This is a genomic window from Myxococcus hansupus (assembly GCF_000280925.3).
GTDB classification, from domain to species: domain Bacteria; phylum Myxococcota; class Myxococcia; order Myxococcales; family Myxococcaceae; genus Myxococcus; species Myxococcus hansupus.
In genome coordinates, this window is the sequence record NZ_CP012109.1 from 7798339 (window position 1) to 7810821 (window position 12483).

Consider the following 12483-nt stretch of genomic DNA (forward strand, 5'->3'; position numbering starts at 1 on the left):
GCCGCGTCAGCGCAGGATGGGACCGGCGCTGAGGCGCGTCACCGCGCCGTGCAGCATGCCCAACTGCCGGGGCACCCGTTCGAGCAGCGCGCCGAAGACGGGGTCATCCGTCTTGCAGGACACCTGCAACGGCGGCAGCGGCGCCGGCGCGCGGCGGGCGTTCAGGGACTCCGCGAGGTCATCCAGCGCCCGGCCCGCCTGATGCGCCAGGTGCCTCAACTGGCCTGGGACCTCCGCCTCCGGCCGCTCCATGCCCAGGGCCGTCACCACGGTGGCGAAGCGGCGCGCATAGGTGATGACGGCCATGCCGGACTCCAGTTGTTGGGGAGGGCCGTGGTACTCGGCCGTGAGCCTTTCGAACGACGCCTCCGCGTCCAGCAGCGCAAGGCCGAAGCTGCGCCGCGCCGCCCCCACCTCCGGCCGGTCCGCGCTGCGGCGGGAGATGACCTCGCGCAGGTAGTCCCCATCCGCGCGCAGGGCCGCCGCCGCGGCATCCGGGAACCGTCTTCGCTCCGGCATGGGCCACAGCACCCAGGCGCCTAGCAGCGCGAGCGTACACGCCACCAGCACGCCCAGGGCGCGCTGCCCCGCCAGACTCCAGTCGCCCGAGCTCAGCGTGGCCAGCAGCAGGTAGTCCGGCGTGAGCAGCACCTGGAAGGCGCCGAAGTTGATGGGCAGGAGCGCCACCGATACCGCCGTCAGCAGGACGATGACGGTGAGCAGCGCGGACGGTGAATGCACGCGCGTGGCAATCACCGCGGCCAGACAGGCGCCCAGCAGCGTCCCGCCCACGCGTTGGAGCGCGCGCTCCTCGGTGATGGCGGAGTAGGGCTGGAGGATGGCGATGACGGTGAGGCTCACCCAGTGCGCGTCACGGATGCCCAGCGCCTGGGTCACCACCAGCGCCACGGTGGCCACCAGCCCCACCCGCAGCGCGTGGCGGAACACCAGTGAGTCGGCGCGGAGGTGGTCGCGCAGCGGCGCCAGCCAGGAGCGCACGCGCCGCTCCTCGCGCCCCACCAGACTGCGGCCCCGGTCCGACACCGGGTCGCCGTGCAACAGCCCCGAGGCCGTCTCATGCGCCACGCCCGCGAGCTGCCGCAACTTCCCGAAGAGCACGTCCACGTGAAGCGACAGCGGGTCCTCGCGGGAGCGGATGCCCGACGCGGGCCGGTCGCCTCGCCGACGGGAGCGAGGGGCCAGGCGGGGCGCGCGCGGCACGCCGTCGTTGCGCTCGTGCAAGAGCACCTGCTCCACCCACCCCGCCATGGCCGCGTAGGCGTCACACAGCGAATCCACGCGCCCGCGCAGCGGCAGGAAACGGGGCTCGCGCACGGCCCCCTCCATGGCCTCGGCCAGGGCGATGAGCTGGGCGGACATCGGCTCGCAGGTCTCCAGCAACACCAGCAGGTGCTCGCCCCGCCGGGACTTGCCCATGTGGCTGCCGCGGCTGGCGCCCAGCGTGGCGCGGGCGTGCTCCATGAGCGGCCGCACGTTCATGTGCCGCTGCGCCGCCTCCACCCAGGCCTGTGAGCCAGCGCCTTCCCGCGACAAGCGGCCCAGCTCCCATGACGCCTCCGCCAGCGCCCGGTACACGCGCGCGATGGCCCGCCGCGCGGGCTGGTAGGGCCGCAGCGGCCACAGCACCAGCGACAGCACCATCGCCCACAGGCCACCGAAGAGCAGCCAGCCACCACGCGCCAGCGCGTCCTCCGGCGCCACGGCGGGCGCACCCAGCGACACGACGAAGATGACCGCGAGCTGACCGCCCACCGAGCCCGCCGTCTCGCCATAGCTGCGCGCGTAGGCCGCCGCCGTCACGCCCAGCCACATCAGCGACACGTCCAGCCACGGCGTGGTCCCGCCCGGCGCCCCCAGCGCGCCCACCACGGCGCCGAGCAGCGTCACCGCGCCCAGCTCCTTCGCGCGCGTCCGGTACGAGCCGCCCTTGTCGGCCAGCGAGACCAGGAGTCCGGACAAGCCTCCCCAGCTCGCATCCTTCACCCCCAGCAGGAAGGCGAGGACCAGCGGAACAGCGGTGGCGAGCGCGGTCCGGAGCCCCGCGCCGATGGCGGGCTTTCCTGGCCGGACCCGGAGAACGGAGCGCAGGTGTCGCAGCAGTCGGCGCATCCTGGAGCGTTGACACCGCGCGGCGCGGAAGGAACCTCCGCCCTCCCTCTCCGGGCACCCCGGCGGACAGGGGAACCAGCGAGCCCGGGCCCGGGCGGCCACGCCCCACACGCACGGGCTTTCACGGACCGCCCGGGCCGCACATGCCGTAACGTGACGCTCCCGCCAAGGAGCGACATCTCGTGGAGACGCTCGTCCGCATCGCCGAAGGCCTGGGCCGCTTCTCGTCGCGCTTCGTGCCCAGCGCGTTCGCCATCGCCGTCCTGCTCACGCTGCTCACCATGGCGCTGGCCACGGGCTGGGCCGGCGCCGCGCCGCCCGCCGTGTTGGATGCCTGGGGCAGCGGCTTCTGGGAGCTGCTCGGCTTCTCCATGCAGATGGCGCTGGTGATGTTCACCGGCTACCTGCTGGCGCTCACGGGGCCCGTGCGCGCGCTGCTGGAGCGCGCGGCGCGGGTGCCTCGCACGCCCCGGGGCGCGGCGGCGTGGATGGCCTTCGTCTCCATGGCCCTGGCGTACATCAACTGGGGCCTGTCGCTGGTGGCCAGCGCCATGCTGGTGCGCTTCATGGTGAAGCGCCGGCCGGACGTGGACTACCGGCTGCTGGTGGCGTGCGCGTACTTCGGACTGGGCGCCACGTGGCACTCCGGCCTGTCCGCCTCCGCGCCGCTGCTGGTGGCCACGCCCGGGCACTTCCTGGAGAAGAGCCTGGGCGTCCTGCCCATCAACACGACGCTGTTCTCCCCCTTCAACCTCGGCCTCACGCTGGCCGTGGTGGCCGGGCTGACGCTGCTCGCATGGCTGCTGCATCCGCGCCCGGAGAACACCGTGCGCGTGGACCCGGCGGTGCTGGAGTCCCTGGGCGACTTCGTGCCGCCAGAGCGCCCCGCCGAGCGCGGCTTCGCCGTCTGGCTGGACCACTCCCGGCTGCTCAACACCGTCATCGGCGTGCTGGGGCTGCTGTGGCTGGCGCGGCACCTGTGGATGAACGGCGGCTGGCGCGCGCTCAACCTCAACGTGGTGAACTTCACCTTCCTGGTGCTGGCGGTGCTGCTGCACGGCACGCCCGCGCGGCTGCTCAAGGCCAGCGAGGAGGCCGGCACCGTGCTGCACGGCATCGTGCTCCAGTTCCCGCTGTACGCGGGCATCTACGGCATCTTCAAGGCCACCGGCCTGACGGAGCGCATCGGCGAGCTGTTCGTGTCGCTGTCCACGCGCGAGACATTCCCCGCCATCGTCTACCTGTACAGCGGCGTGGTGAACTACTTCGTCCCCTCCGGCGGCTCCAAGTGGGCCATTGAAGCACCGTACCTGCTGGACGCCGCGACGCGGCTGGGCGTGGCGCCGGAGAAGGTCGTGCTGGCCTACGCGTGGGGTGACATGGCCACCGACCTCATCCAACCCTTCTGGGCGCTGCCGCTGCTGGCCGTGGCGCGCTTGGAGTTCAAAGAGTTGCTGGGCTTCTTGCTGGTGGCCTTCCTCGTGTATCTGCCGCTGGTGACACTGGCCTTCTTCCTCTTCGGCTGAGCGGCATGGTGAACAGAAGCGTCATGATTCTGTGCTAGACCAGCCCCGCAGGGTGGGCCTGGGGGCCCGCTTCATCACGAGAACGAGGGGACTTGAGATGGCGAAGATGCTGACGCGGAGCTTGCTGTGCGCGGTGCTGGGGATCTCTTCGGTGGCCATGGCCCAGGACGCGGCTCCGGCCGCGGGAGAGGCCACGGCCAAGGCACCGGACGCGGACGCCGTGCGCGACACCTGGAACTACTTCTACAAGGGCCAGGGCCAGGGCCCGGTACTGGTGGAGGCCAAGCTCTGCACGGAGGTCGCCAAGGAAGGTGCCAACAAGTACGAGTGCACCGCTGAAGTAGGCCCCGAAGGCATCAAGGCCGGCACCAACGTCATGCTGTGGCAGGCCTACCTGGTGCCCCAGGGCGACTCCGTCGAGGACCTGATGGTGCAGACCAAGCAGGGCGCGGTGGTCCGCGAGACGAAGGACGTGAAGGTGAAGGGCGAGGGCTGGCGCGCCCGGCAGTGGACGGGGCTGCGGCTGAACAAGCCCGGCACGTGGACGGTGTCGGTGATGCGCGGCGACCAGGTCCTGAAGGAGATTCAGGTCAAGGTGTTCTGATTCAGCCCTGAAGCAGGTTGAAGCACCCGGCGCCCGCCAGTGGCCAACAGGCCCCCTGGCGGGCGTTTGCTTTGGGCGCCTGTGCACACACAGGTGCCTCGGTGGGACAAACGTCCGTCGTTTTTCCTCCGACGTTCCCTGGCGGACAGGGAGTTTTTTCAGCGAACCGGACACGTCGCTCTGCCTCCAGGGCAATGTTCCGCCCGCCCTCAGAGGGGGCCCGCCCTGACGGGGCCGCTGGCAATGCCCTTGCACAAGGTGGGTTCCGGTTGAGGGGCAGGGGGTTGTCGGGGCTGGGGTTGGGGGAGAGGCCGGGGCGGGGATGGTCGGGCGGCGATGGGCAGTCGGGTTGTTGGCATGCGTGCTTCTCCTGGCGGGGTGCGGGGAGAAAGCGCATGCGGCGGCCCGCGCTCCGGGCTTGGAGGTGGTGGGGTCGGCTGCAGGTGAGGGCGAGGGGGTCCTGGCGTGGACGCGTCCGCTGGTGCTGGGGGACAGCGAAGCGCCACATACCGTGGTGGCTCCCGACGGGGACGTCCTCGTCGCGGCGACCTACCGTGAACCTCTGGACCTTGGGGGAGGCCCCCTGCCCTTCAACCACGTATCAAACGCGCCACATCTGGTGGTGGCGCGCTTCTCACCGGAAGGCCTCCTGCGCTGGGCGCATGGGCTGACACCCGGTGAAGACACACCACGCGCCCACGTGGGAGGGCTCGTCGTGGACGCCGAAGGACGCGTGTGGCTGAGCGGTGTCTCCGCGGGCTTCACGCTGGCGGGGCGGGCACTGCCCACGGGTCCCTTCATCGCCAGGCTTTCCGCGCGGGGCGCCCTGGAGCGCGTGCGCGGCTTCGACGGTGACGGCGCGCTCACCGTCAATGCCCTGGCACCGGACGGCGGCGGCGTGGTGCTGGTGGGAGACTTCAACGGACGGCGGCACTTCGGGGATGTCGAGCGGCAGTCCCCGCCGGGCCAGCGCTCCGCCTTCGTGGTGAGCCTGGACGCGGAGGGGAAGACGCGCTGGAGCCGCGCGTGGACCGCCGGCCACGAGGGACTGGTGACGGCCCGGGCCGTCACGGTGGATGTCTTTGGCGGTGTGTACATCGCCGGAGCCTATGCGGGCGCTGTCTGCTTTGGCGGCCCCTCGCTGGTCACGGTGCGGCAGCGCACGCCCTTCGCCCTCAAGCTCACGCCCGAGGGCCACCATGCCTGGAGCCGGGATTGGCGCGGCGCCGAAGGCACCGCCAACGCGGTGGCGGTGGGCCCCGACCGCGTCTTCGTGGCGGGCAACTTCTCCGGGCGCTTCTACTTCAAGGGCAAGCCCCACAGCTCCGACAGCGCCCACGGCTTCGTGACAGCCTTTGACGCCACGGGCAAGGAACACTGGGCGCGCTCCTTCGCGGCCACGGCCACCGCGTTGGCCACGGACGACGCGGGACAGCTCACCCTGGCCGGCGCGCATGATGGCGGCCTGGACCTGGGGCGCAGCGAAGCCCCCGCGGGCCTCTATGTGGCCCGCCTCCATCCCGAGGACGGCGCATCCCTCTGGGTCCGCGCCTTCACCAGCCCCAGCGCCACCCTGGCGCGCACGGTGGGGGTGGACATGGAGGGCCACGCCGTGGTGGCCGGCGCGTTGGCCAGGGCCCTTCCGGAAGGCACGCCCTACCCTCGCCCGCAGGATGGCTTCCTGCTGCGTTTGAGGCCTTGAGGCTCAGCGGACCCATCCGCCCTGTCGCCAACGCCAGGAGCCCCTATCAGGGCCCCTCCGCCTCCGGAGCCGCGCTTTCAGGAGCGGGCGAGGATTCCTGCTGCAGCTTCTGGAGTCGTTGTTCCCGCTCCAGTTCGTCCGCAAGGACGGCGGCATGAAGCTGCTCCGCGAACGGACAGTCCTTGATTCCAGCCTCTCTCGCGGCGCTACGAAACACTTCAGCCTTGGACGTCGGCGTGACATTGGCGATGGCGTCCCAGAACCGCTGTCCCTGAGACGTCCGAGCACGCTCTGCAGCCCACGAGGCGGCCAGGGTCAGGACATCCTCCTCCTTGATTTGAAGCTCGCGAACCTTCGAGCGCTCCACGGCGTGGCAGGCATTCTCCATGTCCCACTTGTAGAAACCACAAGCGGAGGCAAACACGGCAACAAGCCCTCCAAGGAACGGGCGGAGCATCACTCGAATGTTCATGGCCATGAAAACTATCGCAACACCCGTGTCCCCCCAATGACGAAGAGCGAAGAGGAGCCCTCCATGAGGCGCCTCCGGCGACTGCAATGAGCCCCGCGCTGGTGAACGGCCCCAATCGGACGGACTGTTTCCAGCTCGAAAGGCAATGCCACTCCCATGCGCGGCAAGACCCAGACGTGCTCAACGCTCAGCGCCCTGTTGATGGGCTTCGCCACCCCGCAGGGAAGTCCTGCGCTTGCTGCGGAGGCCCCCGTGCCGGAGCTGTCTCCCGGCATGTTGTCCGCGATGCAGCGAGACCTGCATCTGTCCGAGCGCCAGGTTCGTCAGCGTCTCACCCTCGAAGGCCGAGTGCATGCGATTGAGGGCGGGCTGCGCAAGGCCGTGAAGGAGGGCTTCGGCGGGGCTTGGATGAACCCAGATGCCACCCACCTGGTTGTCGGCATGACCCGGCCTGGGTCGCGACCCACACGAGTTGGACGCCGACCCCCTGGGTGGTGACCGATGGGGCTGGGGGGGTCGTCTCGGTGACGGGCTCGCAGGAGCGGAGCCTCAACAGCAGCGTCTGCCGCGCGGGGGCCACGACGGGTTGGCGATGTGGTGCCATCACGGCGAAAAACGTGACCGTGAATTACGATGCGGGCCCCGTTTACGGCCTGACGCGAACCACGGCCTGTGCCGACTTCGGCGACTTGGGAGGGCCCTTCCTCTCTGGAGCCGAGGCGCAGGGTGTCTCTTCAGGCGGCCGGCAAGGTTGCCCCACCCCCGCTGGAGGGTTCATCTACTTCCAGCCCATCAACCCCATCCTGATGACCTACAAGCTTTCGCTGACAACAGCCAGGAGCGGCCCACTGGGCCTCAACACCTTTTCAACGCTCCATAGCGGACTGTGCCTGGACGTCAGTGGCGCTAGCAGCAGGAGGCCCGCACGGCACGCCCCAGCTCTCACTCCTGCCCTATTCCGACGGAACCGTGCGGGCCGCCTGCTGCGCACGCCGGTAGCCGCCCGGCCCGACGCCATGCCAGCGCTTGAAGGCCTTGTTGAACGCCACGGCGCTGACGTAGCCCACGCGCTCGGCCACCTGGGGAAGGCTGTCATCCGTCTCGCGCAGCCACTGCGCGGCCTTCGTCATCCGCCACCGCGCGAGGTACTGGAGCGGTGGCTCGCCGACGAGTTGGTGGAACCGCGCCGCGAACCCCGAACGGGACACGCCCACGGAGGCCGCCAGCCGCTCCACCGTCCACGGCTCGCTCAGGCGCCCATGCATCAACCCGAGCGCCGCGCCAATGGCGGGGTCCGCCAGGGCCTGCAAGCCCGCGCCTTCCGTGACGGTGGCAGCGGCGCGCGCACGGAACGCCTGGACCAACAGCACATCCGCGAGCCGCCCCAACACCAGCGCGCTGCCCTGCCTGCGTGCCGCGCTCTCCTCGGCGATGAGCTGCACCGTCGAGGACAGTGACGCGGCCACCTCCGGCTCCCGCGCGGAGAGATGGATGGCCGAAGGGAACGTGGACAACAACGGGCTCTGGAGTCCCGCGCTGAACCGGAAGCAGCCCGTGATGAGCGTGCTGACCTGTCCGCCGCCACCGAGCCGCCTGGGCGCCAACACCGGGCCTCGCAGCGCCTCGGCGGAGATGAAGTCCTGGGCCGCGGGCGTCCGTCGTCCGCCATCATCCAGCACGTGCCCCGAGCCCCGAGGCACCAGCACCACATCGCCCGCGGACAGGTGGAACGGACGCTCCACACCGTCCACCCGGAGCCGCGCCTGCCCGTGGGCCAGCACGTAGAACATCGCGCTCTCCTTCTTCGGCAACCGCATGGCCCACGGCGCCCCCAGCTCGAAGCGGCCAAAGAGCAGCGTGGTGAAGCGCATCGTCTCCAGGACCTCGGAGACGACGTCCGCCTGGCGGGCCGCCGCGTTTGGACGCTTGGACAAGAGAGATGGACGCGGTGGCATTGAGAATCCATAGCGCCGACGACACCCTTCGTCCATCACCACCCTGGAGCACGACATGAATCCAGCCACACCTGCTCGCGACGCGGGCGCGCTGATGGACGCCCACCTGGAATGGATTGCCACGGACATCGAACGCTGGCTCGGCCTCTTCGCCGAGGACGCCATCGTCGAGTTCCCCTATGCCCCCTCCATCGACATGCCAGACCGCCTGCTCGGCAAGGAGGCCATCCGCCAATACTTCGCGGAGACACCGAAGCACTTCCTGGGGCTCGTCTTCTCGGACGTCCGCCGCCACCCGATGGCCAGCCCGGACGTGGCCATCACAGAGGTGCATGGCTCCGCGACCATCGCCGCCACGGGCAGGCGGTACGAGCAGGACTACATCATGGTCCTGAAGGCGAAGGACGGACGCATCATCCACTACCGTGAATACTGGGACCCCATCCGGGGGCTTCAGGCCTTCGGCGGCACGGAGAATCTCCAGCGCCTGGTGAACCCGTCATGACGGCGCCACAAGGACAGACGGGCGCACGCGCCCTCGTCATCGGGGCCGCGGGCAACACGGGACGGCACATCGTCTCGCGGCTCACGGAGCTGGGCATCCCCGTTCGCGCGGCGACACGCCAGGGCAAGCCGACAGGACATCCGCTCGCCGACGCCGTGCGCTTCGATTGGGCGGAGGCGACTGGCCATGACGCGGCGTTGGAGGGCGTGGACCGCATGTATCTGATTGCCCCGGCCACGGACGCGGACCCCGCCGCGCTCATGCTGCCTTTCGTCGAGCGCGCGCGGGCCCACGGCGTCCGCCGCGCCGTCCTCCTCAGCGCCGCCGTCGTCGCCGAGGGCACACCCGGGCTCGGGGTGGTGCATCAGGCGCTGCGTGAGCGCATGCCGGAGTGGGCGGTGCTCCAGCCGTCGTGGTTCATGCAGAACTTCGTCAATCCAGGCCATCACCTGGGCGCTGCCATCTTGAAGGACGGGCGGATGGTCACGGCGACGGGAAAAGGCCGCGTGGGCTTCGTGGATGCCCGGGACATCGCGGAGGTCGCCGTGCGGGCACTCACCGACGCGCGGGCCCATGACACCGCGCACGTCATCACGGGGCCGCGGGCCCTGGGGTACGACGACATCGCGGACATCCTCACCCGCGTCACGGGACGCCCGGTGCGACATCACGCCGTGAGCACGGATGAGGCCCAGCGCTTCATGGAGGCCTCGGGCATCCCCGCGTCCTACGCCCGGTTCCTCGCCCAACTCGAGGATGCGATACGCAAGGGCGTGGAGGACCGCGTGACAGACACGGTGTCACGTGTGACGGGGCGCGAACCACGTGCCTTCGAGGCCTTCGCGCGCGCCCACGCCGAATCCCTCACCGCGTGAGCAGCACGGCCCTGCTGTCCACGTTGAGGACCTGAACGCCGGATGGCAGGGACACCAGCGGCGTCTCCCAGTGGGCATGACCGCACACCACCAGCAATTCGCCCTGGGCCGGCAGCGCTTCGCGGATGGACGCGCTGCCGCGCCGACCCATCGCGGGGGCATCCGGCCCCTGGTGGAGCACCAGCAGCTCCGGAGCCTGACGCAGTACCTGGGCGACGCGCTGGAGAAAGTCCTCCTCGTCGCGTCGGCCCGGCCGTTCCGGACGGCCGATGATGCCCCCACGCCGCCCACGCGCAGGCCGTCCACCTCGGCCACCTCGCCATCCAGCAACTGCTGATACGGACGCTGGCGAAAGAACGTCGCCTGCTCCCGCGCGGTGCCAAAGGTGTCGTGGTTGCCCGCCACGCCCACCACCCAGCGGAACCAGGCTCCAAAAGCGTCCCAGACGGTCCGGACGTCACCAGAGGCACCCCGCACCCGCGCGGTGTCATCGGAGTACAGGTCCCCCGCCAGCACGACACCGGTGTGCTCTGGAGGCGGGAGCACCCCCTCGGCGCCCAGGGAGGCGAGGCCATCCGCCAGGACTTCTCCGAGCAAGGCCACCTCGCCTCCCAGCGAGGCACGAGGCGCCACCCCCTGCAGGTCCGACGTCACCACCAGGGCATCCACCCCCGGTGGCAACGTGTCGACCTTCCCATGCAGGAGGGGCAGGTTTCGTGTCTCGACTCCACCTCGGGGGGCCGCCGAGAGGTGGGGCCATTCATGCAACGGCTTCGGGTCCAGCGTCAGGATTCGCATGGCGCCCAGGGTCGCCACCGGGCGAAGCATCCTGACAGCCGCGGTGCTCCTCGCGCCGCGGTCAGAACAGGCGCAGCAGGGCCAGCGAAATCTCCGTGGCGGAGGAGCGGACGCCGCTCAGGAGGCACTGGGCCACGCCAGGAACGGAGGAGACCTCCACCGTCTTGATGGCGAGCGCGTTCTGGTAGCGACCGCTGGACACGCGGCCCAGGATGGTCACCATCGACGTTCCCACGGGCCGCACATCCACGCCGTTGATGAACTCGATGGTGCTCTGGGTGCCGTCGTTCCAGGTAATGACATTCTGGGTCGGGGCGCTCGCGAGCAGACAGCTCACCGTGCTGGTCCCGGTGATGGTGAAGATACCGGAAGCCAGACCGGGGTCCGTCGAATCCACACAGGACGACACCCGGCCCGTGCCCGTCACGTCCACCATGCGGGGGAAGAACGCGATGGCGGGCGCATAGATTTGATTCTGATTGCCCTGCGTGCACTCCACCAGCGTCGCCTGCGGCGGGGGTGGGGGAACCTGCGCGGCCGCCGTCCCCGGGACGACAGCGAACGCCAGCATGGCGGCAAAGCCACTCACGCAATTGAAAACAGAGAATGAGGACTTGAGAGACAGACGCTTCATTGGAAACCTCCTGCCCATCGGGGGAGGCGCCAAGATTGAGAGGGGACCTCAATGCAGCCATTGCCTCGGAGAGCCGGTCCCCGTCAGCCGCTTGCCAGTCCTCTCGGCGGTCTCTCAGAAATTGCAAACATCCCGTCGGGCGCGGAGCCTCCCCGGATGGAGGAGGCCCCCGCGTCCTACGTCAGTTCGCGTTCAGCCATTCGCGCAGCTTCGTGGTGGTCAGCTCGATGGCGCCCCGGGCCGCGGGCGTCTGCGCCAGCGCGTTGAGCATGACGAAGTCATGGTGCGTCCCCAGGAAGCGCACCTGGGTGACGTTGACGCCCGCCTCGGACAGCTTCGCGGCGTAGGCCTCGCCCTCGTCGCGCAGCACGTCGTTCTCATCGGTGATGACCAGCGCTTGCGGCAGGCCCTTGAGCTGGTCGAGCGACGCCCGCAGCGGAGACACGTGCGGGTCCGCGCGTTTGGCCGCCTCCGGGAGATAGGCATCCCAGAACCACTTCATGGCCTTGCGCGTGAGCCAGGGGCCCTCGGCGAACTCCTGGTAGGAGCCGTTGTCGAAGTTGGCATCGGTGACGGGATAGAAGAGCACCTGGAAGCGGAGGGGCGGACCGCCGCGCTCCTTCGCGAGCATGCTGACCACGGTCGCCATGTTGCCGCCGACGCTGTCCCCCACGATGCCCATGCGCCGCGCATCCACCTTGAATTCGTCCGCGTGCTCCGCCACGTACTTCGTCGCGGCATAGGCCTCTTCGATGGCCACCGGGAAGCGGTTCTCCGGCGAGCGGCTGTAGTCCACGAAGACAGCGGCCACGTTCGCGCCCTTCACCAGCTCCCGCACCAGGCGCTCATGCGTCTTGGAATCGCCCATCACCCAGCCCGCACCGTGGATGAACATCACCACGGGCAGGCGCTCCTTGCTGCCCTTCGGCCGGAAGAGCAGCGTCCGGACGGAGCCCTTGGGCCCCACGGGCAGCTTGCGCTCCTCGACGTCCGCCTCGGGCATCGACACTGGAATGGATTGCGCCTTCAGCAGGACGTCCCGCGCCTGGTCTGGCGTCAGCGTGTACAGCGGCGGGCTGCCCGAGGCCGCCAGGTCCGAGACGAACTTCTGGGTCGATGGCTCCAGCTTCATGCGCTTTGACTCCTTCGATGGACGTCCACGGACGGACGCAGTCGGAAAGGTGCCAACCGGCGCGGGGACGGCAGCAACCCACCAGCCGAGGACCCGCCGAAGCGTCCAGCGCCCGGGCCCGGAGCGCGGGAGGCGGCGGCCGCCTGACAG

Annotated in this window: 11 protein-coding genes; 6 read left to right on the plus strand and 5 right to left on the minus strand. The window is 69.9% G+C overall.

Going from position 1 to position 12483, the window contains the following annotated elements:
* Positions 1-6 precede the first annotated feature (6 nt).
* Positions 7-2130, minus strand: coding sequence for an FUSC family protein (locus A176_RS30530; RefSeq protein ID WP_044890375.1), 2124 nt, complete (start codon positions 2128-2130; stop codon positions 7-9).
* Between the two features lie 182 nt (positions 2131-2312).
* Here A176_RS30530 and A176_RS30535 point away from each other — a divergent pair, with 182 nt between their 5' ends.
* From A176_RS30535 to A176_RS30545, 3 genes are all read left to right on the plus strand, one after another.
* The gene (locus A176_RS30535; RefSeq protein ID WP_002640882.1) at positions 2313-3656 is read left to right on the plus strand and encodes a short-chain fatty acid transporter; all 1344 of its coding nucleotides are present in this window, start codon (positions 2313-2315) and stop codon (positions 3654-3656) included.
* A 97-nt stretch (positions 3657-3753) separates the two neighbouring features.
* Positions 3754-4260: a hypothetical protein gene (locus tag A176_RS30540; RefSeq protein ID WP_002640881.1), complete on the plus strand. Its 507-nt coding sequence runs from the start codon at positions 3754-3756 to the stop codon at positions 4258-4260.
* A 427-nt stretch (positions 4261-4687) separates the two neighbouring features.
* The gene (locus tag A176_RS30545) at positions 4688-5962 is read left to right on the plus strand and encodes an SMP-30/gluconolactonase/LRE family protein (protein ID WP_226994032.1); all 1275 of its coding nucleotides are present in this window, start codon (positions 4688-4690) and stop codon (positions 5960-5962) included.
* 46 nt (positions 5963-6008) lie between these two features.
* On the opposite strand, the gene A176_RS30550 is transcribed toward A176_RS30545, so the two are convergent.
* Together A176_RS30550 and A176_RS30560 are read right to left on the minus strand one after the other, a co-directional pair.
* Positions 6009-6440 carry a hypothetical protein gene (locus tag A176_RS30550; protein WP_144429646.1) on the minus strand — a complete coding sequence of 144 codons (432 nt, stop codon included), beginning with the start codon at positions 6438-6440 and terminating at the stop codon, positions 6009-6011.
* A 947-nt stretch (positions 6441-7387) separates the two neighbouring features.
* Positions 7388-8368 carry an AraC family transcriptional regulator gene (locus tag A176_RS30560; protein ID WP_226994033.1) on the minus strand — a complete coding sequence of 327 codons (981 nt, stop codon included), beginning with the start codon at positions 8366-8368 and terminating at the stop codon, positions 7388-7390.
* Positions 8369-8444: 76 nt separating this feature from the next.
* Here A176_RS30560 and A176_RS30565 point away from each other — a divergent pair, with 76 nt between their 5' ends.
* The 3 genes from A176_RS30565 to A176_RS39165 all read left to right on the plus strand — a co-directional run bounded on the left by A176_RS30565 (position 8445) and on the right by A176_RS39165 (position 10106).
* Positions 8445-8894: a nuclear transport factor 2 family protein gene (locus tag A176_RS30565; protein ID WP_002635954.1), complete on the plus strand. Its 450-nt coding sequence runs from the start codon at positions 8445-8447 to the stop codon at positions 8892-8894.
* The gene (locus A176_RS30570; protein WP_002635955.1) at positions 8891-9769 is read left to right on the plus strand and encodes an NmrA family NAD(P)-binding protein; all 879 of its coding nucleotides are present in this window, start codon (positions 8891-8893) and stop codon (positions 9767-9769) included. The genes A176_RS30565 and A176_RS30570 overlap by 4 nt, the downstream gene beginning before the upstream one ends.
* 76 nt (positions 9770-9845) lie before the next feature.
* Entirely contained in the window at positions 9846-10106 is a 261-nt protein-coding gene (locus A176_RS39165; protein WP_158513117.1) for a hypothetical protein, read from the plus strand.
* 522 nt (positions 10107-10628) lie between these two features.
* Here the strand turns inward: A176_RS39165 and A176_RS30580 are convergent.
* Together A176_RS30580 and A176_RS30585 are read right to left on the minus strand one after the other, a co-directional pair.
* A complete protein-coding gene (locus tag A176_RS30580) occupies positions 10629-11201 on the minus strand; it encodes a hypothetical protein (RefSeq protein ID WP_002635958.1) in 573 nt (190 codons plus the stop codon).
* Positions 11202-11382: 181 nt separating this feature from the next.
* Entirely contained in the window at positions 11383-12333 is a 951-nt protein-coding gene (locus A176_RS30585; RefSeq protein WP_002635959.1) for an alpha/beta hydrolase, read from the minus strand.
* Positions 12334-12483 lie beyond the last annotated feature (150 nt).